The 25,397-nt window shown below is 60.9% G+C and carries 16 protein-coding genes and 1 tRNA gene; 13 read left to right on the top strand and 4 right to left on the bottom strand.

The genetic code is table 11. The features are described 5' to 3' along the window. The first annotated feature begins 115 nt into the window (after positions 1-115). The 3 genes from CS006_RS02300 to CS006_RS02290 all read left to right on the top strand — a co-directional run bounded on the left by CS006_RS02300 (position 116) and on the right by CS006_RS02290 (position 7,268). Positions 116-2,713, top strand: coding sequence for a family 43 glycosylhydrolase (locus CS006_RS02300; RefSeq protein ID WP_243386605.1), 2,598 nt, complete (start codon positions 116-118; stop codon positions 2,711-2,713). Between the two features lie 249 nt (positions 2,714-2,962). After that, entirely contained in the window at positions 2,963-6,016 is a 3,054-nt protein-coding gene (locus CS006_RS02295; protein ID WP_341476067.1) for a beta-xylosidase family glycoside hydrolase, read from the top strand. Between the two features lie 220 nt (positions 6,017-6,236). Continuing rightward, positions 6,237-7,268, top strand: a complete 1,032-nt coding sequence (locus CS006_RS02290) for a LacI family DNA-binding transcriptional regulator (RefSeq protein ID WP_100510144.1) — start codon at positions 6,237-6,239, stop codon at positions 7,266-7,268. A 9-nt stretch (positions 7,269-7,277) separates the two neighbouring features. Here the strand turns inward: CS006_RS02290 and CS006_RS02285 are convergent, their stop codons facing one another. Together CS006_RS02285 and CS006_RS02280 are read right to left on the bottom strand one after the other, a co-directional pair. Beyond that, positions 7,278-8,438, bottom strand: coding sequence for an MFS transporter (locus tag CS006_RS02285; RefSeq protein WP_165777183.1), 1,161 nt, complete (start codon positions 8,436-8,438; stop codon positions 7,278-7,280). Positions 8,439-8,703: 265 nt separating this feature from the next. After that, a complete protein-coding gene (locus CS006_RS02280; RefSeq protein WP_100510142.1) occupies positions 8,704-11,001 on the bottom strand; it encodes an alpha-1,4-glucan--maltose-1-phosphate maltosyltransferase in 2,298 nt (765 codons plus the stop codon). 354 nt (positions 11,002-11,355) lie between these two features. Between CS006_RS02280 and CS006_RS02275 the strand changes: the two genes are divergently transcribed. Then, positions 11,356-11,772: a glycerophosphodiester phosphodiesterase gene (locus CS006_RS02275; protein WP_100510141.1), complete on the top strand. Its 417-nt coding sequence runs from the start codon at positions 11,356-11,358 to the stop codon at positions 11,770-11,772. Between the two features lie 153 nt (positions 11,773-11,925). On the opposite strand, the gene CS006_RS10900 is transcribed toward CS006_RS02275, so the two are convergent. Continuing rightward, positions 11,926-12,177 carry a metal-sensitive transcriptional regulator gene (locus CS006_RS10900; RefSeq protein WP_243386684.1) on the bottom strand — a complete coding sequence of 84 codons (252 nt, stop codon included), beginning with the start codon at positions 12,175-12,177 and terminating at the stop codon, positions 11,926-11,928. A gap of 405 nt (positions 12,178-12,582) precedes the next feature. Here CS006_RS10900 and CS006_RS02265 point away from each other — a divergent pair, with 405 nt between their 5' ends. Beyond that, positions 12,583-15,438, top strand: a complete 2,856-nt coding sequence (locus CS006_RS02265; protein WP_100510139.1) for a heavy metal translocating P-type ATPase — start codon at positions 12,583-12,585, stop codon at positions 15,436-15,438. Positions 15,439-15,854: 416 nt separating this feature from the next. Further along, entirely contained in the window at positions 15,855-18,116 is a 2,262-nt protein-coding gene (locus CS006_RS02260) for a peptidase (protein ID WP_133119513.1), read from the top strand. A 60-nt stretch (positions 18,117-18,176) separates the two neighbouring features. Here the strand turns inward: CS006_RS02260 and CS006_RS02255 are convergent. After that, positions 18,177-18,253: transfer RNA gene (locus tag CS006_RS02255), tRNA-Met, on the bottom strand. Positions 18,254-18,506: 253 nt separating this feature from the next. On the opposite strand from CS006_RS02255, the gene CS006_RS02250 reads away from it, so the two are divergent. From CS006_RS02250 to CS006_RS02220, 7 genes are all read left to right on the top strand, one after another. After that, positions 18,507-19,541, top strand: a complete 1,035-nt coding sequence (locus tag CS006_RS02250; protein WP_100510137.1) for a homoserine O-succinyltransferase — start codon at positions 18,507-18,509, stop codon at positions 19,539-19,541. A gap of 509 nt (positions 19,542-20,050) precedes the next feature. After that, positions 20,051-20,875, top strand: coding sequence for a F0F1 ATP synthase subunit A (gene atpB / locus CS006_RS02245; RefSeq protein WP_100510136.1), 825 nt, complete (start codon positions 20,051-20,053; stop codon positions 20,873-20,875). Between the two features lie 182 nt (positions 20,876-21,057). Beyond that, entirely contained in the window at positions 21,058-21,291 is a 234-nt protein-coding gene (gene atpE / locus CS006_RS02240; RefSeq protein ID WP_100510135.1) for an ATP synthase F0 subunit C, read from the top strand. 52 nt (positions 21,292-21,343) lie between these two features. Then, complete coding sequence (locus CS006_RS02235) at positions 21,344-21,886, top strand: F0F1 ATP synthase subunit B (protein ID WP_100510134.1); 543 nt, start codon at positions 21,344-21,346, stop codon at positions 21,884-21,886. A 54-nt stretch (positions 21,887-21,940) separates the two neighbouring features. Next, complete coding sequence (locus CS006_RS02230; RefSeq protein ID WP_100510133.1) at positions 21,941-22,759, top strand: F0F1 ATP synthase subunit delta; 819 nt, start codon at positions 21,941-21,943, stop codon at positions 22,757-22,759. 64 nt (positions 22,760-22,823) lie between these two features. Beyond that, complete coding sequence (atpA, locus tag CS006_RS02225) at positions 22,824-24,473, top strand: F0F1 ATP synthase subunit alpha (RefSeq protein WP_100510132.1); 1,650 nt, start codon at positions 22,824-22,826, stop codon at positions 24,471-24,473. A 3-nt stretch (positions 24,474-24,476) separates the two neighbouring features. Beyond that, a complete protein-coding gene (locus CS006_RS02220) occupies positions 24,477-25,391 on the top strand; it encodes a F0F1 ATP synthase subunit gamma (RefSeq protein WP_100510131.1) in 915 nt (304 codons plus the stop codon). The last annotated feature ends 6 nt before the right edge of the window (positions 25,392-25,397 follow it).

Raw genomic sequence — 25,397 nt, 5'->3', positions numbered from 1 at the left:
TCAGGCCACCGGTGGAGGAGTGTTTATGGAGCACATAGGGTCTAGGGGAATCCATCGGATTTCTGCGCGGACCGTTGTCTCGGCGTTTTCGGCTGTGATTTGTCTCGTCGCAGTGATGATGCCGATGGGAGCCGAGACAGCGTCAGCTGCTGACGGTGGAGCCGTCAATCTGATTGTCAACGGTGATTTCGAGAACGATACGGCGTCATGGAAGTCCGGAACCGTGTGGGACGCGTCCAAGTCCACGATTACGGCTGTGTCGGATGACGTCCACGGTGGTTCCAAGGCTCTGAAGGTGACTGATCGCAAGAGCACCGACGCCGGTGCCATCCAGTCGTTGAACGGCAAGGTCACCAAGGGCGAAAGCTATACCGGCAGCATGTGGATTAAGTCCACCGAGGACGCCACGTTCAACTTCACTATTTGCTCCGGCAACGGCAGCGGCTGCGGACAGATTGCTTCCGCCGCCGTGAAGGCTGGCGCATGGACTGAAATCAAGGGTACTGCCGCACTGGGCGGCAACGGTGACTATTCGAATCCGTCGCTGGTCATCGAAACTGTGTACGGCACCGGCAAGACCGGTGATTTCATCGTCGATGACGTCACCCTGACCGGCAAGACGAGCGAACCCGTCGTACGTCCTGCCGGTACGGCCAAGGCGGCCAAGCAGGTGGGCAACAGCAACCCCATCATCGACTACTGGTACGGTGCCGACCCTTGGGCCATGGAATACAACGGCCGTGTATACGTGTACACTACCGGGGACGCGACCAAGATCAACGAGGACGGGTCGCTTACCTATGACTACGAATACGATGCCGACGGTAACATCAAGGACAACTCCTTCGCCGATGTAAAGACCATCAACGTGCTCTCCACCGACGACATGGTGAACTGGCGCAATGAAGGCTACATCCGTGTGGCGGGCGACCAAGGCATTGCCAAGTGGGCCGGCAACTCGTGGGCGCCGGCCGTCACGCACAAGACCATCGACGGCAAGGAAAAGTTCTTCCTGTATTTTGCCAACGGCGCTAGCGGCATCGGCGTTCTGACGGCCGACTCTCCGGTCGGTCCATGGAAGGACGAGCGTGGCAGCCTGCTCATCAAGTGGGGCACCCAGGCGTCCTCCGGTGTGACCTGGCTGTTCGATCCGGCCGTGTTCACCGACTCCGACGGCACTGGCTACCTCTACTACGGCGGTGGCGTGCCCGACGGGCAGAAGGAGCACCCGAACACCGCCCGCGTGATTCAGCTCGGCGACGATATGATCAGCACCGTCGGCGATGCCAAGACCATCGACGCGCCTGCCATGTTCGAGGATTCCGGCATCGCGAAGATCGGCGACACCTACTACTACTCCTACTGCACCAACTTCAGCCATGAGAACGTCATTGACGGCAACAAGATCGGCTACGGCAACATCGCGTACATGACGTCGAAGAGCCCGATGGGTCCGTTCACGTACCAGGGTGAAATCATGGACAACCCGAGCAAGTTCTTCAGCGTCGGTGGCAACAACCATCATGCCATGGTGCAGCTCGGAAACAGCTGGTACATGGTCTATCATGCGCAGACCGTGGCCAAGGAACTCACTGACGGCGGCAATCTCGACAAGGCTCGCGGTTACCGCAACACCCACGTCGATCCCATTACCATCAACAAGGACGGCAGCATCGCGCCGATCACCATGACCTACAAGGGTCTCGATCAGGTCAAGAATCTCGACGCCTACCCTGAAGGCGGCATCAGCGCCTCCACCATTGCGTGGGATTCCGGCATCCAGGACGCCTACGACACCAAGTCCGGCGTGCGTGTGATCGACCTGACCTCCGACAATGCCGACGGCCAGAAACTTGGCAACATCAACGACGGTGAATGGACATCGCTCGCCAACGTCGACTTCGGCAAGGCCGGTGCCAAGTCCATCACCGTGAACGCGGCGGCCAAGGTGGGTGGCAACATCGAGGTCCGTCTTGACTCCAACGACACCGAGCCCGTTGCCACGGTGAAGATTCCCGCCGGCGATGGCTCTGCCTACGCCGACTACACCGCTGCGCTTTCCGGCGTGACCGGCGTGCACAACGTGTTCTTTACCTTCAAGGCCACACAGGCCGACAAGTCGAACCCCGAATTGTTCGACATCAAGACCTACACCTTCGCCAAGGCCGATCCTGAGCCGACTGTCGTGCCGGTTTCCGGTGTGTCGGTTTCGTTGGAGCGTGACGCGGTGAAGGTCGGCGAGTCCGTGTTGGCGAAGGCGTCGGTGTCCCCGGAGAACGTTTCGGATAAGTCCGTTTCCTGGTCGTCCTCTGATGAGAAGGTCGCGAAGGTGGACGCTTCGGGCCGGGTGACGGCAGTGGGCGCGGGCGCGGCGACAATTACGGCCACGGCGAAGGATGGATCGGGCGTTTCGGGTTTTGCGAAGCTAACGGTGTCGGCGGACTCGTCGGAAAAGCCGGGTAGTGGTGAAGGGTCGTCTGACAAACCATCGCAGAACCCATCGGATGGCACCGGTAACAATGCCGGCGGCGGCAATAGCGGGAAGACGCCATCGGCCACCATTTCGGGTGTCGATAACACATCTCGGCGACAGGTGTCCAATGGTTCGCTGGCGAGAACCGGAACATCCGTTGCGGGCATCTTTGGTATCGCGGTTGTGCTGGTCGCCGTTGGTGTCGTGTTGGCAATTTGTCGCAAGCGTTGCCTGTCGTAATCGGTTCTTGGAGTCTGTTCCTCCTCTGTGCAGATTCCATGTTCAGAGGGGCCCTGCGGATTTCTTTTCTGGGCTCGCAGTGTCCCTCAAAATCATATAACTTAACGTCATTGGCCATTTTTGGCTGTCACTTGCTATTTTCATCCTCAAAGAGGAGGGAGTCTTATGAAAGAATTCCATACTATTCGCCGGCTATCGGGGCTTCTTGCCGGAGCGATAGCAGTGGGCATGAGTGTGACGGCTTTCGTCATGCCGGCCACGGCTGCTGAGACATCAACTGTTAATCGCGGCTATACAACATCCGACAATGGCGACGGTACCTACTCGATTCCTGTGTTGAATTCCGACGTTCCGGATGTCAGTGTAATGCGTCTGCCCAAGAACGATCCCAAGAACACTGAAGGGCGAGACATCTACTATATGGTCAGCACCACCATGGAGCTCAGTCCGGGCGCACCGGTCATGAAATCCTATGATCTTATTAACTGGCAGATCGTCACCTATGTATATGATCGTATATCGATGAGTGACGCATCGTCATTGCGCAATGGTGCAAGCTCGTATGGAGAAGGGGAATGGGCTCCTTCCATTCGATACCACAATGGTAAATTCTATGTGCTGTTTAACACCAACAATTTGGGTGGTGCCTTCATCTACTACACTGATGACATCGAACACGGCACATGGACCAAGGTTGCACTTGGCAGAGGTTTTCATGATCCTTCTCTGTATTTTGATGAGAACGATGATCCATGGATTATCTCCGGCGCTAACGAGTACAAGCTCGATAAGAATGATATGAAGACCGTGGTGGAGTCGCATGAGAATATCATCTCCGCCCAGCAATTCGAAGATGCGTTGGGTGAAGTGCCCACCGGATTCGAAGGTTCCCAGATTTTTAAAATCGGTAAGTACTTTTACAATCCGACTATTTACTGGGGCAAGGATGGTCGGACGGTGATGCTGCTGCGCACCACCGACTTGCTTGATGGTTCCAAATATGAGGCTAGGAAATACACGCTCGGTGGCTTCGCTCAGGGCAGCCTCGTGGAAGTGTCCGATAAAGAAGGTGGTGGTACTCATTGGGAAGGATTTTTCTTCCGTGATACCTATCCGAATGGTCGTATTCCCGGTTTGATCCCGGCCACATGGGACAAGGACGGCTGGCCTACATTCGGGAAGGACAACAAGGTATCCGCCGGCGATACCTATGACAAGCCCATCTCGTTGCCGTCTGATCTGGAAAATCTGGTACGGCTCAAGAGCATCGTCAATTCCGACGATTTTGACAATGATGCCCCTCACCAGACGTATCAAGATCAGGATTGGTGGTCCTTGGACGAAGCTCCCGCATCTGGTGAAACCGAGGTGATCTCCAACGGTGAGGTAAAGGATGAATCCGGATGGGAAGGCAGAGAGGGAGCAAAGATATCTCTTGACTCCACTAACCATAGTGCTCCGAACTCGTTGCAAGTGACCGGTCGAACCGCTACGGGCGCTGGCCCTGTTCAGTCTGTTTCCGGCAAGATAGTGGCTGGCGGCACATACACGGTTTCCGCATATGTGCTATATAAGGACGGTCCGAACACCAAAACATTTAATTTCACCATTCGGGATAAGAACAAGGCCTACGTGATGGCGTCCGCGACTGCGAAGAGGGGCGAATGGTCCCAGATCAGCGGTTCGTACACCGTTCCGAAGGACTTTGATGCGGACAGTGCCGAAGTGTTCTTTGAAACTCCGTGGACGGCGACGCCTGACAAGACAAATGATCTGATGAACTTCTTTGTGGACGACGTCTCGATGAGGACGGACGGCACCAAGGAATATGCGGTGGCGGATGAGTACAAGCCGAATGGTTCCAATCTTGACATGGTATGGGAATGGGCTCACAATCCGGATAATCGATACTGGTCATTGACCGATCGTAATGGCTGGCTACGTCTGACCAATGGACACAAGGTATCGAAGAACGCCAAATATATGAAAGGCACCAAGGGTGATCTCACTTATTTCGAGACCGCACGAAATATGCTTTCGCAGCGCACTTTTGGTGGCGATATGTCGGCTGAGACCAAGATGGATGTAAGTCATATGAAGGATGGTGATACCGCAGGTATCGCCACCTATACCCGTAGCTTCTCCTACGCCGCAGTGCGCCAGGAAAACGGTAAGCGAGTACTGGGTGTGGTCAAGAGAATCTATGACAACGGTAGGAAGGATTCCTCCGGCAATATCATTGACGACACCATTGACAGGGACAAGACCGAGGCGTTTGTGGATGGTGCCACGGTCGACCTTGGAAGCAACACGAACGTGTGGCTTAAGAGCGACAACGTGCTTGACAATAGCAGCGGTCGTCTTACCGTCCAGTATCTATACAGCCTTGATGGCAAGATCTGGCAGAAACTCGGAGGCGAACAAGGGCCGTTCGGCTATGACTGGAGCCTATCTCACTTCAAGGGGTATCGTATCGGACTGTTCAACTATGCCAAAGATACCACTGGCGGTTATGTGGACTTTGACTACTACGACCTGAGCGATGTGCTTAGCGCTGATGGTAAAAATGTTTCCACCGCTGCTTTGGAGGACACGATTGCGAAAGCCAAGAAGCTCAAGCCAACTGAATACCCAGCAGATGAATGGAGTGTAATGCAGATGCTGTTGACGAAAGCGGAGACCGCGCTTGCCAACAAGCCTTCCACCCAGAATGAAGTTGATGGCCCCCAGCGTGCTTTGGAGGTGCAACTTGCGCAGTTGGCTGTAGACCGTACGACCTCGTCTGTTGTGCCGGTTTCCGGTGTGGCGGTTTCGTTGGAGTGCGATACGGTGAAGGTTGGCGAGTCCGTGTTGGCGAAGGCGTCGGTGTCCCCGGAGAACGCCTCGGACAAGTCCGTTTCTTGGTCGTCCTCTGATGAGAAGGTTGCGAAGGTGGACGCTTCGGGCCGGGTGACGGCAGTGGGCGCGGGCACGGTGACGATTACGGCCACGGCGAAGGATGGCTCGGGCGTTTCGGGCTCGGCGAGGCTGACGGTGTCGGCGGGCTCATCGGAAAACCCAGGTGGTCATCCGTCGGACAATCCGTCTGAAAAGCCGTCTTCGGTTCCATCCGATAAGCCTTCGACATCTACGTCTTCCAGCTCCCATCGGAAGACCGGAACAGCAGACGGCAAGTCCTCAAGCGAGCAGCAGCATAGCACCCTCTCCCGTACCGGCGTCGCAGTCGGTGTGCTGGTCTTGGCAGCCGCATTGCTGGCCGGCACGGCTGGGGTGATGCGTCTGCTGGTCCGTCGTCGGCAGTAGCCGTCTGTCATGACAGACGATTGCCTGTGGGCGTCGTGACTTCGGATGATGTTTCTTCCTCCGTCATCCGAAAGCCAGGCGTAGAAGCGGTTCTCCTCATCCGCTTCTACGCCTTTATGTTTCGAACCCCTATAAGGCGAATTGCGAAGAAACACCCAGAAAGCGTGCGATAGAGTGGGAAAGCAATATTCATAGCACTCACGAGGATCGGGAATCGTTCATGGCAGATAGCATCGGAAAGAAGAATCTTCGAGTGACGCAGATCGCCGAAATTGCCGGTGTCTCCGCGTCTACGGTCTCCAAGGTCATCAACCGGCGCAGTGACGTGTCGGATGAGACCCGTCAACGCATCGAAAAGATTCTCGAGGATATCGGATATGAGCGCAAGGACGTCGGGAATCGACGTGTGGCCCATGTGATCGACGTTGTCATCTCCTATATCGACAGCTGTGGCACCCTTGAACTGATACGTGGAGCCTCCCGGTATGCCGACGAGCTCGGCGTTGATGTCGTCATGCACGAGACCAAGCCGAAAGGACGCTATGAGTTGTTCCGCCGCATCATGAAGCGCAATCCGCTGGGCGTCATTCTGATGCTGACCGACATGACGGACGAAGAGCGTCAGCTTTTCTCTGACAATGGAATCCCTTATGTCGTCTTCGACCTGCCGAAGGGGGCGGGAGACGAGTATCTTTCAGTCGGAGTCGACAACTGGACAGGCGGTCTTATGGCCGGCCGGTATCTCACTGATATGGGTCATCGACGTATCGGCGTCGTCACCGGTCCTAACGATTCGGAGGCCTCGTGCGCTCGCTTGGAGGGGTTCAAGATGGCGTTGCGCGCCGCGAACATCGAAGTGAACGACGACCTCATCCGCGAATGCGACTACATGCCCAAAACCGCGCATCACGCCGCTTTAGAGATGTTGTCGCTGAATGAGTCACCCACGGCGATTTTTGCGCTTAACGATTTGATGGCAGTCGGTGTATATCAGGCCGCGTCCGAACGTCATATCATCATTCCCGATCAGTTATCGGTTGTGGGGTTCGACGACGTATTCCCCTCGCGATTCCTTGGTCCTGCGTTGACTACGGTTCGTCAGCCGTTCGACATCATGATGTGCAAGGCCATGGATTTGGTCTATGGCTATCGTGACGTCAACTATGAAGGCGTACCCCGAGACCGACAACGTCGTGTCATCCTCTCCCCGGAACTGATCGTACGTGATAGTGTGGCGGCGCTTTCGCAGTGACGGCCGTCGTCACACGTTTTTCGAGGTCGGGGATGTGGTGGCAGTCGGGCGTTCGATTCGGACGCATGCTGCGAAAACCGTGCCGGCGCACATGATTAGGCATTCCGTGATGAACAGTTCGTGGTATCCCCATGTTCCAATGATGTAGGCAGCGGCCAAAGACCCGCATAGCGTTCCCATCGTGTTCGCCATGTTCATGACACCGAGATCTTTGGCTGCCGTGTCGGGATTGGGCAAGACAAGCAGGTTGAGTTTCTGGTCGACTGAAGCATGAATGCCCATACCGATGCCGACAATGAGCATTCCGGCGAGGAAAAGGGTGTCATCGTCGGAAAATGCAGGAAGCGCCGACCCGGCCGCCATAATGAGCAACGCGATGACGACAAACGATTTCACCTTGCTGAGATGGTCTGACAGCGGTCCGGCGATGAGGGAGCATATGATTCCCGTGATTAAGGTGATGGAGGCAGTGGTGGATAGTATTGACTGCTGGTTGCGCGCATGCAGATAATCCGTGGCTATGTACAGCAGATAGCTACTGGTCATGCCGGATGATGCGAGCATCAGGAACTTGGAGATGAGAGCCTTGTAGAAGTTACCGGCATTTTGGGTCGGTGGAATGAAATGACGTATCAGTGCACGCATGGATACGTGATGGCCTCGTTCGGTAAAGTTTGATGGTTCGCCGGCGATCGCCGAGGACGCCAGACAGCCGATGGCGGCGACGATGGCGAACGTCCGGATGCCGAATCGTACGTTGCCTAGATACAACGACGCGACGGCGATACCGATTTGATTGCCGATGGTTTGGCTGATGCCATAGCAGGCCGAGACCGTCCCTTTCCATCGGTCCGGGACGCGGTCGGAAAGTTGGGCGATCATCGGGGCCGCCACCCCGTTGATAACCGCTTCGCAACAGCACCACCATGCCAGCAGTGTCGGAATCGACGATGCCGTGGATAGTCCATACAGCAGCAGCGACGAGCCGATGGAGCACCCGACTATCCATGGAGTACGCTTGCCGAAGCGGGTTCTGGTGACATCGGAAAACGCGCCGAACAGCACATTGGAAAATAGTCCGATAACCATGCTGGCACTGGAAAATGCGGCGACCAAAGCCACTTTGTCGTTGGGGGAGATGTCGGCGATTTTCTGCGGCAGCAGAATCATGGCAACGCCTTGATGCGGCATGAGCCAACAGGCGGGACCGATAAGCAAGGCGAGCGCAAGACGCCACGGCATGTCGGAACGCGTTCGGGATTCGGCGGAATTATGGGACATCGTTGTTCCTGAAAAACCGGTATGTAAGCATCGAAATCCGCGATTCGCGGTGCTTTTTGGTCGTTTTCCGATGGAAAAACGACCATTCGGCACCATGAATCGCGGATTTCGGGGAATCGGGCCCGTGTTCTTGCGGCACGGGCCCGATGGCGGCTCAGTACTGGACGCTGAGGACGTGGGCGACATCGGCCCACGGGGCGAGGGAGACGAAGTTGTCCCAGCCCCACGTGAACTCACGGCCGGTGAGCTCGTCCTTCAGCTGCACGCCGCGGTCGGTGGGCAGACCGAAGTCGCCGAGCTCGAGGTGGATGAGCGACTGGTGGGCGTTGTGGCCGTCGAGGTTCACCACCACGATCAGCGTGTCCGGCTTGCCGGTGCCGGTGAACTCGGCCGGCGTATGGCGCACGAAGGCGAGCACGTTGTCGTCGGAGCTGCGCAGCACGGTCACGTTGTGGTAGCTGTGCGTGGCCGGGTGCTCGCGACGGATGCGGTTGAGGCTGGTGAGCATCTCGGCGATGCCGTACTCCTTGGCCTGGCTCCAGTCACGCACCTTGATCTCGTACTTCTCGTTGTCGATCTGCTCCTCGAATCCGGGGCGCTGGCGGTTCTCGATGAGCTCGTAGCCGTTGTAGATGCCCCAGCTGGGGGAGCCGAGCGCGGCGAGCACCGCGCGCACGGCGTGGCCGGCGATGCCGTTGTCGCGCACGTAGGCGGTGAGGATGTCGGGCGTGGTGGGCCAGAACGTGTTGTGCTGGTAGAAGCCGTCGTCGCAGTTCGTGGTGTTGAGGTACTCCTCGAGCTGCTCCTTGGTGTTGCGCCACGGGAAGTAGCAGTGCGACTGCGTGAATCCGGCGTAGCTCAGCGCGCGCATCATGCCCGGGCGGGTGAACGCCTCGGCCAGGAACAGCGTCTCCGGGTGCTTCTTGGTCACGGCGGCGATGACGTCCTGCCAGAAGCGGACCGGCTTGGTGTGCGGGTTGTCCACGCGGAAGATGGTCACGCCCGCGTCGATCCACAGGTTCATCAGGCGCACGACTTCCTTCTCGATGCCTTCCATGTCGGCGTTGAAGTCGATGGGGTAGATGTCCTGGTACTTCTTGGGCGGGTTCTCGGCGAACGCGATGGTGCCGTCCGGCTTGTGGCGGAACCAGTTCGGGTGCTCCTTGACCCACGGGTGGTCGGGCGAGCACTGCAGCGCGAAGTCGAGGGCGATTTCGAGACCGAGTTCATGGGCCTTGGCGGTGAGCGCCTTGAAGTCGTCCATCGTGCCGAGCAGCGGGTCGACGGTGTCGTGGCCGCCGAGTTCGCTGCCGATGCCGAACGGCGAGCCCGGATCGTCGGGGCCGGCGACCAGCGTGTTGTTGCGGCCCTTGCGGTTGGTCACGCCGATGGGGAAGATCGGCGGCAGGTATACGATGTCGAAGCCTTCGGCCTTCGCGCGTTCGAGGCCGGAGACCGATGTCTTGAGCGTGCCCTGCACGATCTTGCCGGTGGCCTCGTCCACGTAGGCGCCTTCGGAGCGCGGGAAGAACTGGTACCAAGCGGCGAAGCTCGACTTCGGGCGCTCGACCTTCAGCTTCACGGGGCGGGACTCGCTCACGCCGTCGCGCAGCGGGTTGGATTCGTGCAGTGCGGCGATTTCGTCGTTGTCGGCGCCGGCCAGGCGCTCGGCCGGCTTGAGCTCCTTGTTCGCGAGCGTGGCGGCGGCGGCCTGCAGCGTCTTCTTGGCTTCGGCGTGCAGCTTGCTGGCGCGGGTCTTCGACCAGCGGGTCAGCAGCTCGGCGCCTTCGTCCAGGGCGTTCTCCACGTCGGAGTCGTGCACACGCACCTTGATGCGGGCGTCATGCAGCCAGGTGGCGAACGTGTCCTCCCAGCCCTCGACGGTGACGGTCCAGTTGCCGAGCTGGCGCTTGACGGCGGCGAAGCCCTCCTCCCACGGCTTGACGTCGGAGTGCTCGCCGGCCTGCAGCTCGACGGTCCAGCGGTCGAGGCCCGGGTTCACGCAGGTCATGGTGCGGTTGGCCATGATCTTGCCGCGCGGGGTGCGCAGCACGGTGGTTGCGCCGACCTTGGTACGGCCCTCGATGAACACCTGCGCGGTGACGGTGAACTGCTCGCCGAGCTCCACGCGCGCCGGATACAGGCCGCCCTCCTCGTTCGGGGTGACGTCGAGCACGTTGATGCGGCCGAACTGGCCGGGCTCGTCGATGGGGAGGGTGGGTGCCGCGATCAGGGCGTCGGGGGTGTCCGCTGCGGGCTTGGATGCCGAACGGCGCCTGCGGGTTGTCGTGGCTTTGCGCTTCGTCTTCGTTGCCGAAGCCTTTGCCGAAGTCCTGCGAGTACCCGCGCTGGACGGATTACCCGCGGAGGCGCTCTGTACGTCCGGTGAGGACTCGCCGGAGACAGCGGTTGGAATGGACGTGGTGACCTTGGTACTACTTGATTCAGTCATGCTGCCATTGTAAGTGTTGCAGTGCGACACGCTGAATACCGCGTGGTTAAATAACTATTAACTAACGATTTCGAACGTTTCATCACGATAATGCGAACATGAAATGAACATTCGAAATGTTCGTTTCGTCATTTGAACGTGCAATATGACAAATTTCAAAAAGTCGCGTTAAAAACATGTGAACGCGTCGTGATATGCGAAAAATATGGGGTATGGTGTTACTTGTGCACATCAACTAAACCGGTTGATGTCATGAACGCAAACCAGCGTCGGATGTTGCATTTTGTGTTACATCTCACACGCGAAACGAAAACCGCGCGCTCAGTGGTGAGTGTGCGAGGGGAAAGGATGACCATGGCGGATAACAAGCAGATTACCGTCGATACCTCACTCTATGGCGCCTATGCCGATCGCAAGACGGCGGAGGCCAACCGTGTGGCTCGTTCGTTTGGCATTTCGGACGAAGCCCTCGCCAAGGTCGAGGACTACAAGGCCGCGCTGACCGAGCACGACGCCTGGGACCTGCCTTTCCTCGGCTACGTGAACGAGGATGGCTACGGCTACGCGTTCGTCTCCGACCAGGCCGTCGCCCGTGACGGCTGGGATGCCTACAAGGCGTTCCGCGCTCTGCCGCTTGACGTGCAGACCGCGTTCGCGATCCGTATGCTCTTCACCCACCGTGACGTCGATCGCTACGGCGCCAACATGTACCTGCACTACGAGCGCGGCTTCAACGTGAAGTTCGAAGGCCCCGGCGCCAACCACTGGTGATCGTCCGGCCGACGGGTCTCGCCGAATCGTCGACGTCGCCCATTCGTTCCCGTCGGTCGTGATGATTGACCTATGCGTCATAGGCGGATGCCTCCTACGGGGGTATCCGCCTTTTTGTGACTTGTTTTACTTGTTTTGTGACTTGACCTTGTTTTATGACTTGACGAGGCGGCGTATCGCGGCGCTGGCCTCATTGAGCTTTTCGTCGGCGACGTCCCCGCCTTCGGCGGCGGCCTGCCGCACGCAATGGTTGAGATGGTCGTCGAGCAGCAGCATCGCCACCGATTTCAGCGCGCTGTTCGCCGCGGCGATCTGGGTGAGGATGTCGATGCAGTATTCGCCGTTCTCGGTCATCTGCCTGATGCCGCGAATCTGCCCCTCGATGCGGCTGAGCCGGGCGAGGATCTTCTTCTGGTCGGCGTCATATCCGTTGTGGGCGCCGTCGACTGCGTCATGGTGGGCGTCGTGTGGTGCGGCGGCGTCGGCGTCGGCGTCATGCGTTCCGTTGTCGTGGCAGTGGGTGCAAAGACGCTCCGTCGGGCGGGTCGCACCTGACGATGCCGACGGCTCCGTCGTCTCTGTCGTCGGCGACGCTGCCGCTGGCGTCTTCGTGGCCCGCGAGGTGGGCGGGGCCGATGAGGCTCGTCTCATGGGATCGCTCCTTAATATATGTTCCCCCAATGTATGCTCCCCGTAGCCGAGGGTCGCCCTATATGCGACCGGGCCGTGTGGTGTCTGCCTTGGGTGAATTGCTGATTGCATTATACCCCTATGGGGTATATGGTGGTCCGTGGATGCAAGGAGATGACTATGGGAACTATCGTGGCGTTGGTGCTGGCGCTCGTGTTGAGTGCGGGCGTCATCTGGTTCTTCCTCGCGCCGCGCAAGGCGTATCGTGCGACGATGAACGACGGCGAGCAGGAGGCCGTCATCGCCGTGCAGGGCGGATACAGTCCGTCGGTCATCGAGGTCGAGGCCGGCGTGCCGGTGAATCTGGTCTTCGACCGCAAGGAGACCGGCGAATGCTCGTCGCATGTCGTGTTTCCCGATTTCGGCATCGACAGGGAACTGCCGCCGTTCCGCACGACGACCGTCCGATTGACGCCGACCGAATCCGGTGACTTCGGCTTCGCCTGCGGCATGAACATGCTGCACGGCACGCTGCGCGTATTGCCGGGAAGGCGTGGTGCGGCGGCGCCGAGGAACGGCGATGCGCCGGCGGATGATTCCGCGAATGAAAGCGTCGCCGTCGGCACGATGGGGTCTCGCAATGATTCACGTTCCGCAGATGCGACCAACATGGACTCCGCCGACGTTGACGCCGCCGATACGGCCGATATTGTGCGGAACGACGATTCGACGGCCGCCAAAGACGATACCGCGGACGCCGCAGCCCGCAAGGAGTTCCGCACCCTCGTGCGGCGCTTCATCGTCGCCGCCGTCTGCACGCTGCCGGTGTTCATGGCGGCGATGTTCCACCTGTACCATCTCGAGTCATGGGTGCAGCTGCTGCTCATGCTGCCGGTCGTGTTCTACTCCGGCCGGCCCATATACGTCAGCGGATGGGCGGCCATCCGCCATCGCAGCGCCGAAATGAACGCGCTCATCACCGTCGGCACCATGGCGGCGCTGGCCTATAGCCTCGTCGTCACCTTTGCGCCGCGGATTCTGCCCGTCGCCTCGCGCGAACCGTACTATGAAGCCGTCGGCACCATCATCACCCTCATGCTGGTCGGCCAGGTGCTGGAGGCCCGCGCCCGCGCCGGCACCGACGAGGCGGTGAGAAGCCTCGTCGCGCTACGCCCCAAGACCGCGCGCGTCGAACGCGGCGGCGAGGAAATCGAAATCCCCGCCGAACGGGTCGTCGTCGGCGACATCGTCGTCGTGCGGCCGGGTGAACAGCTGCCGGCCGACGGCACGGTCGTCTCCGGTGAATCATCGGTCGACGAATCGATGATCACCGGCGAATCCATGCCCATACGCAAAACCACCGGCGACACCGTGACCGGCGCGACCGTCAACGGCGCCGGATCGTTGCGCTACCGCGTGACGACGACCGGCGCCGACACCGTGCTCTCGCAGATCGTGGCCTTGGTCAAGGCGGCGCAAAGCTCGAAGGCGCCGGTGCAGCGCCTCGCCGACAAGGTCTCGTCCATATTCGTGCCCGTCGTCGTGCTGATCGCCATCTGGGCGTGTGCGCTCTGGTACGCATTCGGCCCCGAACCGCGCATCACCCACGCGCTGGTCGCCGCCGTCTCCGTACTGGTCATCGCCTGCCCCTGCGCGCTCGGACTCGCCACGCCGCTGTCCATCACCATCGCCACCGGAAAGGCCGCGCGATACGGCGTGCTCGTCCGATCCGCCGAAGCGTTGGAGACCGCGGCGCGCATCGACACCGTCGTACTCGACAAAACCGGCACCATCACCGAAGGTCGGCCGCAGTTGACCGACATCGTCGCGTTCGGCGCATGGCATGGTCATGACGACGATGTGCTCCGTCTCGCTGCGGCCGCCGAACACGACTCCGAACATCCCCTGGCCGCGGCCATCGTCGCCGGCGCCCGCTCGCGTGGCGTCGACATGCCGAAGCCGTCGGAATTCCGGTCGTCCGCCGGCGGAGGCGTGCAGGCGCTCGCCGACGGACGGCGCGTACTCGTGGGCAATGCGGAATATATGGACGACCATGACATCGGCATGCCCGACGCGGCCGGCGAGACTGTGGATGACGTATTCTTCGCCATGGACCGGCTCGCCGCCGAAGGCAAGACGCCGGTGCTGGTCGCCGTCGACGGGCTGCTCGCCGCCGTCGTGGCCGTGGCCGACGTCGTGCGGCCGACGTCGAAGGCGGCCGTCGCGACGCTGCGTTCGCGAGGCGTCGACGTGGTCATGCTCACCGGGGACAACGAACGCACGGCCAAGGCCGTCGCCGGCGAGGTCGGCATCGAACATGTGGTGGCCGAAGTGCGGCCGGAGAACAAGGCCGACGAGGTGGCGCGGCTGAAGGCCGAGGGCCGCGTGGTCGCCATGGTCGGCGACGGCATCAACGATGCGCCGGCGTTGGTGCGTGCCGACGTCGGCTTCGCCGTCGGCACCGGCACCGACGTGGCCATCGAATCCGCGCAGATCACATTGATGAACGGCTCGCTGCAGGGAGTCGTCACGGCCATCGACCTGGCGCACGCCACCATGCGCAACATCCGTCAGAACCTCGGCTTCGCATTCGGCTACAACGGCATCGGCATTCCGGTGGCCGCCGGCGTGCTGTACCCGTTCGTGGGCATGCTGCTCAATCCGATGATCGCGGGCGCGGCCATGGCCTGCTCGTCGCTGTCGGTGGTGACGAACGCCGGACGCCTGAACGGTTTCGACCCCGAACGCGTGAAGCCCTATAGGATTTCGATTCAAAGGAATCGTCAACGGAACCAACAGAAAGGAACCATCATGGCATTGTTCAGCCGCAAGAACGAGCACGAAGGACATGTGGGACACGATATGGGCGGCATGCGGATGCATCACGGCGGATCGGAAACCGACCCCGTGTGCGGCATGAGCGTGGACCCGGCCAAGGCCGCCGCCAGCCACGACTACGACGGCAGGACCTACTACTTCTGCGGCGCCGGCTGCGCCGCCGCCTTCGCCAAGCATCCCGAGGAGTTCGTCAAGTAATCCGGAGCCGTGGAATCCATCGTCGGCGGTGTGGACGCCCGTTCGGGCCATCCACACCGCCGATGTTCGTTTTCGGGGCGAACGTTGTGGATGCCGGTGAAGCCGTCCACATTCTCGTGAACGAACGGACTCGGGAAACCGCGGGATTGTGGAAGGCCGTCGGCCCGTCCACATCGGGCCGTCGTCGGACCCGTTTCCGGCCACGTTCGTCAACATTGCCCGTATGACTGGCCTTGGCATACGCCGCTCTGGCATCGTCGTTCTCATCCGCTCCCGCCCGCGAGGCGGAACATTCACAAGGAAGGATGGGAACAATGCCGAACCACACACTCGCAGATTCCCCGAACACGATTCGGGGACGGATATTTCGGCAGCGGCCGCGTCGATATCGGCGAAAGCCGGGGGCAATGGGGGCCATGCGGCGGAGAATATGCCGGTCTCTCATCGCCGGCGTCGTCGTGATGATGGGCCTGGGCTCCGTCGGGCTGGCCTCGGCGGCCACCATGCACGCGCCCGTCGACAGTCAGCTGTGGTACACCTTCGACGGCGAGCGGTACAACATCGGCGTCATCGCCGTCGCGCCGAACGGACGGAACGCCTACTGCATCGAGACCGGCGTGCCCGCATCATACGAATACGGCGAAGCCACGGCCATCAAGGATTCCACGGCGGCGCGCCAGGTCGCGTACCTGGCCGACGCCTACCAGTCGAACACCGACCCGACCACCCAGGCCGCCATCGCCATGCTGATCCACGACCACTTCGAAGCACTCGACAAACCATTGTGGCAGCAGCGCAAGGCCGCGTTCCTCAAGGAGCATCCGACCGTGCAGGCCCGGGCCGACGCCCTGTGGAAGGAGGCCGCCGGCCGGGTGGCCACGACGACGTCGGCGACGGTCACATATCTCGAAGGCAAGCGCAGCGGATACGTGGACATCGAGATTACCGGCTCGGGCGGAGCAAAGGTGACGGGCGTGCCCTACACCGTGAAACTCACCGGACCGGCGACCTTCGACAATGGCAGGAACACGGCGAGCGGCAAAACCGCGGCCAAGACCATACGCCTCGCGTGGAAAGCCACCGACGCCGGATCCGTGACCACGAACGTCTCCTATGACCACGGCACGATCGAACGGCTGACCAGCGGCCAGGACTATCTGCGCTACGGCACCTCGGCAAGCGAGAAGAAGGACGTCGTGACCTTCGACGTGGTCAAGACCTTCCAGCCGGGGCTCACCACCGTGGTCGGCGGCAAGGTCGTCGATGCGGGCGACGAGGTGACCGATAGGGTAACGTCGACGATCGCCGACGGCGACACATGGAAAAGCGGTGCGACCATAAAAGCCGACGGCTACTATTTCGCCGGCATCAAGCCCAAGGCGCTGGGACAGGGAATCGCACCGAAGACGGGGGAAACGTCCAAGGACTTCCTCGCCCGTCTTAAGGCCGCCGGATATTCGCCGGCCGCATACGGCACGGCGGAATTCACCGGCGCCGGGCAAAGCAGGGAGGTCCGCGCCGTGACCGCGCCCGACGGCGACGAGCCATACCGATCCGGCGGAAACGGACACACCGGCTTCGGCACCTGGGTATGGACGGTGGATAGGGAGCGGCAGGACGCGTCCGTGCGCGAATGGGTGCGCGCCGACTTCTCCAGCGCGCTGATGGAACAGCCCGAGACGCTCTCCGTGCGCACTCCCGCCGCCGTGGACTCCACCGCCACCGAACACACCGGAGTGATCGGCTCCGAACTCAGCGACCAGATAACCGTCACCGGATTCCCCGACGACCACGGCGAATTCAAGGGGAGCGAGGAATACGGCTTCGGCGCCGACGTCGAACGCGCGCAGGTGAGCGTATGGTGGGCCGGCGACGCCGAGAATCCCGGGAACAACAAGCAGTACAAGCCAAGCGGAGCGACCGTTCCCAAGGAGGACGACCACCACAGGCGCATCGGCACATGGGAATACCCTGCGAAAAACGGGCGCATCAAGGTCGGCGGGGGAGTGGCCGACGCCGACGGCAAGCCGGTGACCATCACCGCCGAACGGGCCGGATACTACGTATTCGTCTACTCGTTCTCCGGCGACGACCGCGTGCAGGCGGTGACCAGCGCCTACGACGACGCATGGGAGCGCGTATACATCGAACCGGATGGCGAACGGCACTCGCCCAACATCACCACCGCCGTGATTCCACCGGTCACCACCGTGGGCAAGGAATTCCTCGACAGCGCCAAGGTGACCGGACGATTGGAATCCGGATCATACGTGACATTCACCGCCTACGAACCGGTGGCCGACGGCGTGGAGCCCGGAACCGGATCGCGCATCCTCGACGAGGCGCGTGTGGAACTCGACGCAGGAAAGACGGCGCAGACCGTGGTCAGTCCCGGCGTCAAGGCCGACAAGCCCGGCAAGGTGTATTGGAAGGCCACGCTGTGGAGCCCCGAAGGCGAGGTCATCGACTCCCATCCGCTCGGTATCGACGGCGAGATCACCACCGTGGAGGAGGAGCCCGAGGAGCCGGCGCCCGAGGAGCCGCAGGAGCCGCAGCCCGAACGGCCGGGCTCCCTGCCGGTCACCGGCGTGGGGCAGGCGATCCCGTTGATGGGGGCCGGCGCCGCCGCGCTCGTCACCGTGGGCCTCATGCTCGCCGCCATCCGTCGCCGCAGCTGACGACATCGGGCTGATATGAAATAAAAAAAGACCGTCGCATTACTGCGACGGTCTTTTACTTGGTAGCGGGGCATGGATTTGAACCATGGACCTCTGGGTTATGAGCCCAGCGAGCTACCGAGCTGCTCCACCCCGCGTCGGCCCGTTATCTCGGGCAACCTGTATTACTATACGTACTTTCTGAGGGAAGTCAATTCGATATTCGCCATATGGGGAATATCAAGTCAATAATCGTTGTAATCATTGGGTTTTATCGGCGTGTCGAAAATGTCGGGTCTTGGTGGTGATAGCCGGAGTCGATGGCGGGGCATAAGGGAAAACGTTGTGGCCGGCGGCGATAATGCGTCCACGACATGACATCCGCCATACAACACTGCAATAATTGGATACATGCCTATCAAGATTCCGAAGGGTCTGCCGGCCCGTGCGATACTCGACTCCGAACGCATCTTCGCGCTGGAAAGCGACGACGCGGTCAAGCAGCGCGTCCGTCCGCTGCGTCTGGTCATCCTCAATCTGATGCCCAAGAAGATCGAGACGGAGACCCAGCTGCTGAGGCTCATCTCCAAGTCCCCGCTGCAGGTGGACGTCGACTTCATGAAGACGTCGACGCATGAGGCCACGCACACCAGCCGCGACCATCTGCTGAAGTTCTACGAGAATCTTGACGCCTTCGAGCACAACTACTACGACGGTCTGGTCGTCACCGGCGCTCCCGTGGAGCATATGCCGTTCGAGGAAGTCGACTATTGGGACGAGTTCAAGCGCATCCTCGACTGGGCGAGCACGCACGTGTTCTCCACCATGTATCTGTGCTGGGGTGCGATGGGCGCCCTCTACCATCGCTATGGCGTGAGGAAGCATCTGCTGGAGAAGAAGACGTTCGGCGTGTTCCCGCAGCGTCTGCAGGACGAATACTGCTTCATCACGAACGGATTCGACGAGATCGCGCTGCAGCCGCATTCGCGTCTCGCCGACGTCGACATGGACGACATCCGCGAGAATCCCGACCTGCAGGTGCTCACCTGGGGGCCGGAGAGCGGCCCGGGGCTGGTCGCCACGCGTGACTTCTCCGAGGTGTTCGCGCTCGGCCACTGGGAATACGGCAAGTGGACGCTCGCCGAGGAATACGAGCGCGACATGGCGCGGGGCCTGAAGAACGTGCCGTTCCCGACGAACTACTTCCCGCACGACGATCCGAGCCAGGAGCCGCTGTTCGCGTGGCGCTCCCATGCGAACCTGCTGTGGCGCAACTGGCTGAACTGGGTGTACCAGACCACGCCGTACGACCTGACGGAGGTGCCGCAGCTTCGCGCCGAGAAGCGCCTCGGCACCGACCGCCGCTATCGTCGTTCGCCCGCCGGCCCGCGCGGTGACGATTTCCATACGTTCGACGGCTGCGGCTACGGCGTGATCGAGCGGTGAGCGTCTCTTTTCGATAACGACACGCCGTTGGCGAGACGGGCCGCGCATCGAAATATCCGACGTTTCGGGCGGCGGTGTCGGCGATGAAATCCGACACCACCGCCCGTTCGTGTCGTTATAGCGACGTGTACCGGTGCACCTCCATGCGCAAGTCAGCCGCCCTCGTTCTCGCCGAAGCGTCCACATAATGACCATATTGCCGGGTTTGAATGCCCGAATAATGGGCGTGGTTTTGAGACCGTTCGCATGTCATGAAACGCGAGAAACGGCGCAAAATCAGGCAACGACGACGTATGCACGCGATTTGCGGCCCGCCTCGAAAAGGAAAAACCCTCGCGCGACACCCGAAAACGAACGCTTTATAAACGTCGAAATTCCGGTAGTCTGTATGTGATTGGAGGCGCGCGCAGGCATGCAAAGAAGACATACTGCGCGTTAACGTTCGTGACACAATATCTGCGCAAAAAGCGCTATATTGGTTCAGGTTCGATTAAGAGGAGGCACGCAGTATGGCAGGCGTTGCAGCATTTACAGGGGCTGCAGGCGCGGTGTTGGCCGCGCAGTCAGGCCCTGAAATCCCCTCTATCGATGAATTCCTCCCTCCGGAGATCATCTTCGCTGGCACGCCGTTCGCCATGAACAGGATCATCATGGTCCGTGTGATCATGACGGTCGTGATGCTGCTGATTCTCGGAATCACGGCATCCCGTGCGAAGCTGATTCCCGGCCGCTGGCAAGGATTCGTCGAATGGGGACTCGACTACGTTCGAGACAAGATCGTCTACGAGGTCATGGGTGAGTTGCGCGGCAAGCGTTACGTCCCGATGATCACCACGATCTTCTTCACCATTTTCCTATTCAATCTGTGCGGCATCATCCCCGGCATGAACATCGCGGCCACGGCAACCATCATGATGCCGTTGATCTTCGCCGCGTGGACGTTCGTGCAGTACTGGATCGCGGCCTGCCGTGAGCAGGGCCTGCTGAGCTACCTCAAGCAGGAATGCACCCCTCCCGGCGTCCCGTTCCCGGTGCTGATCCTGCTCGTCCCGATGCAGCTCATCGACATCCTGATCATCCGCCCGGCATCGCTGACGCTGCGACTTCTGGCCAACATGATCGCAGGCCACCTCATCGTGGCGCTGTGCTTCTCGGCCACGCAGTTCTTCCTGATTCTCACCGAGAACAAGATGATGATGGCCGCCGGCGTGGTGACCTTCGCGTTCGGCTTCATCATGACCCTGTTCGAGGCCTTCGTGGCCTACCTGCAGGCGTTCATCTTCGCCACGCTCTCGTCGGTGTACATCAACATGAGCTACCCCGAGGTCGACTGACCGACGATTCCGAATCCCCGTCGCCTTTGAACGGCCAACGCACAACGTCGGTGCGCGTGGCGTCAAGGATTCCCTATCGTGCGGCACCGTCGCGGCACAATCAGTTTTCATAATTCAATACGGTTCTCTAAAAGGATTTTTTTGATTCGTAGTCTTACGAACACAAAAGAAAGGAAACAACAATGGATCTCATCACTCTCGCAGAGGTGACCGGTAACCTGAGCGCCATCGGCTACGGCCTCGCCGCCATCGGCCCCGGCATCGGCGTCGGCATCGTGTTCGGCAAGGCCATTGAAGCCACCGCCCGCCAGCCCGAGCTCGGTGGCCGTATCCAGACCCTGATGTGGATCGGCTTCGGTCTGATCGAGTTCCTTGCCCTCCTCGGCTTCATCTCCGGCTTCATCTTCACCGCCTGATCCTCTGGACCACGGTAAGTAATCCAGACGAGTGAAGTGAAAGGAGGCGGATATGGAGACATTTGCGGAAAGCAAGAGCGGCATCGCGCTGTTCCTTCCGGAGGACTATGACATCATCTGGTCCACGGTCATCCTGATCGTCGTCGCCATATTCTTCTATAAGTTCTTCCTGCCGAAGTTCCAGGCGATCTTCGACGAAAGGGCCGCCAAGATCGAGGGTGGCATCGCCAAGGCCGAGAAGGCCCAGGCCGATGCCGACGCCGCCAAGAAGAAGTACGAGGACCAGCTCAACACGGCCCGCGTCGACGCCGCGAAGATTCGCGACGACGCGCGCACCGAGGCCTCGCACATCATCGCGGACGCCCGCACCAAGGCGGAGGCCGATGCGGCGCAGATCACCGCGAACGCGCAGAAGTCCATCGAATCTCAGCAGCAGCAGGCTCTCGTGAGCCTCAAGGGCGAGGTCGGCGCTCTGGCGACGGCCCTGGCCGGCAAGATCCTGGGCAGCAAGCTCTCGGACGCCGACGTGCAGTCCTCGATGATCGATTCCATGATCGACGGCATCGACAAGGACCCCGCCGGAAAGGCCAAGTGAGCATGGCTGGACAGGTGAAAACTCGCGAAGCAAAGGGCAGGAGGTGAACTTTCGATGTATGGAGAGACTTCAAAGAGCTCGGTGAAGGCACTGCGTGAGTCCTTCGCCGACAAGCTGGCCAAGGCCGGCGCCGAGGCGAAGACCGTGGGCGACGAGCTGTTCGACCTCGCCGCGGCGTTCGACGACAACCGTGCGCTTTCCCGCGCGCTGACCGATCCCGCGTACCCGGCCGAGAGCAAGGTGAAGCTGGTCTCCACGATTCTGCAGGGCAAGGCAACGCCGCTGACCGTCGAGATCGCCGAAGGTCTCGCAGCCCAGCGCTGGAGCAAGCCCGCCGACATCGCGGACGCCACCGAGGACCTGGCCGTCGACGCACTGCTGTGCGCCGCCGATGTGCGCAATGCGTGCTCGACCGTGTCCATCGAGCTGTCGGAGCTGGCCTCCGCGCTGCTCACCCTTCCGGTCGTGCGTCAGCGTCTGTCCGACGCGCACGCCAAGCCCGAAGTACGTGTGAGGTTCCTGAAGAACCTGCTCAAGGGGCAGGCCCTCGACCCGATCACCATGGACCTGGCGGAGCACGCCACCCGCGATCTGCGCAACCGTCGATTCCTGTCGACGATCAACTGGCTGATCGACGTCGTGGCGACCCACCGCGACCGTTCCATGGTCACGGTGACGAGCGCGATCCCGCTGAAGGACGAACAGTTCCAGAAGATCAAGGCGGTCTACGCCAAGAAGCTTGGTCGTCAGGTGTTCGTCAACAGCGTGGTCGATCCGCGCGTCCTCGGAGGCATGCGCATCCAGGTGGGGTCGGAAGTCACCGACAACACCGTTGCGGCCCAACTGCAGCATCTCAAGCGAGCCGTCGCCTGACCTTCGGTCGGCTCCGGCAAGCTGAAAGAACGTTCTTGAATACAAACAACAAAAGGAGTGATCAATGGCAGAATTGACCATCGATCCCGCGGCGATACGCCAGGCGCTCGACGACTTCGTCGAGTCCTACAAGCCGTCCGAGACTCCGACCGAAGAGGTCGGCACCGTCCGGACCGCTGGCGACGGCATCGCGCACGTGGAGGGTCTCCCCGGATGCATGGCCAACGAGCTGCTGAAGTTCGAAGACGGCACGCTCGGCCTGGCATTCAACCTGGATGCCCGCGAAATCGGCGTGGTCGTTCTCGGTGACTTCGCAGGCATTGAGGAAGGCCAGGAAGTGCGCCGCACCGGCGACGTGCTCTCCGTGCCGGTCGGCGACGGCTACCTCGGCCGCACCGTCGACCCGCTGGGCCAGCCCATCGACGGCCTGGGGGAAATCAAGAGTGAAGGTCGTCGAATCCTCGAGGCCCAGGCCCCGGACGTGATGCACCGTCATCCGGTCGACGAGCCGCTGTCCACCGGCCTCAAGGCCATCGACGCCATGACGCCTATCGGCCGCGGCCAGCGCCAGCTCATCATCGGCGACCGCCAGACCGGTAAGACCGCCATCGCGATCGACACCATCATCAACCAGAAGGCCAACTGGGAGTCCGGAGACCCGAAGAAGCAGGTCCGCTGCATCTACGTGGCCATCGGCCAGAAGGGTTCCACCATCGCCTCCGTGCGCCAGTCCCTCGAAGAGGCGGGCGCCATGGAGTACACCACGATCGTGGCCTCCCCGGCTTCCGACTCCGCCGGCTTCAAGTACATCGCGCCGTACACCGGCTCGGCCATCGGCCAGCACTGGATGTACCACGGCAAGCACGTGCTCATCGTCTTCGACGATCTGTCGAAGCAGGCCGAAGCCTACCGTTCGATTTCGCTGCTGCTTCGTCGCCCGCCGGGGCGTGAGGCCTACCCGGGCGATGTGTTCTACCTGCATTCGCGTCTGCTCGAACGCTGCGCGAAGGTATCCGATGATCTCGGCGGCGGCTCGATGACGGGCCTGCCGATCATCGAGACCAAGGCGAACGACGTCTCGGCCTACATCCCCACCAACGTCATCTCCATCACGGACGGCCAGATCTTCCTGCAGTCCGACCTGTTCAACGCCAACCAGCGTCCTGCAGTGGACGTCGGCATCTCCGTGTCCCGAGTCGGTGGCGCGGCCCAGACCAAGGCGCTGAAGAAGGTCTCCGGTACGCTGAAGATCTCGCTGGCGCAGTACCGTTCGCTGGAATCCTTCGCCATGTTCGCCTCCGATCTGGATGCGGCATCCAAGGCCCAGCTGAACCGAGGCGCCCACCTGACCGAGCTGCTCAAGCAGCCGCAGTTCTCCCCGTACTCGATGGAACAGGAAGTCGTCTCCGTGTGGGCCGGTACCCACGGCAAGCTCGATGACCTCGACCTCGTGGACGTGCTGCCGTTCGAGCATGGCCTGCTGGACTACGTCGACCACAACACCGACATCCTGAAGACCATCCGCGAGACCGAGCAGTTCACCGACGAGACCGAAGCCGCCCTGGACAAGGCGGTCGAGGAGTTCCGCGGCACCTTCGTGCAGCACGACGGCACCCCGCTCGTCGCCGAGAAGCCGGTCGAGAAGACCGACACCCCGGTCGAGCAGGAGAAGCTGGTCGCACGCAAGGCTTCCACCAAGGCGGAAGAGGAGTAATCCATGGCATCGCAACTCGCATATAAGGCGCGTATCGCCTCCACCGCGTCGTTGGAGAAGATCTTCAACGCGCAGGAGATGATCGCAAGCTCGCGCATCGCCAAGGCCCGCAACGTGGCCTTGGCCGCGAAGCCTTACTCCGATGCGATTTTCGATGCCGTCCAGGCTCTGGCCCAGCACACCCATATCTCGCATCCGATCGTGAGGAAGGACGAGGACAACCCGAACGTGGCCGTCCTCGCCCTCACGGCGGATCGAGGCATGGCAGGCGCCTACACCTCGTCGATCATTCGCGAGACGGAAAGCCTGCTGGCCAAGCTTGATGACCAGGGCAAGAAGCCCGAGCTTTATGTCTACGGCCGCCGCGGCGTCACGTACTACAAGTACCGTGGCCGCGATGTGCGCGGCACCTGGGAGGGCAACACGGATGCCCCCGGCGTCGAAGTCGCCGAGGAGATCTCCAAGGCCCTGCTGGATGCCTACATGAAGCCGGCCGAGGAAGGCGGCGTGAGCGAACTCTACATCGTGTTCACCGAATTCGTGAACATGGTGGTGCAGAAGGTGCGCATCCTGCGCATGCTGCCGGTGGAGCTCGTCAGCGTCGAAGACGATGAGAAGGCCGAGGCGTCGGGAGCTCCCGAGGCCCGCCCGCTCTACTCCTTCGAGCCCAGTCGTGATGAAGTCCTCGATCGCGTCCTCCCGAAGTACGTGCAGTCCCGCATCCACGAATGCCTGCTCACCAGCGCGGCATCGGAGACGGCTTGCAGGCAGAACGCCATGCACACCGCCACGGACAACGCACGCAACCTGATCGACGAACTGACGCGCAAGCTCAACGCCACGCGTCAGGCCGCGATTACTCAGGAACTTACCGAGATCATCGGCAGTGCTGACGCACTGAACAACGAGAAAGAATAGGAGCGC

Source organism: Bifidobacterium primatium (genome assembly GCF_002802875.1).
Classification (GTDB): domain Bacteria; phylum Actinomycetota; class Actinomycetes; order Actinomycetales; family Bifidobacteriaceae; genus Galliscardovia; species Galliscardovia primatium.
The sequence above is the reverse complement of the archived record's forward strand: the minus strand, read 5'-3'. Positions and strand labels throughout refer to the sequence as shown.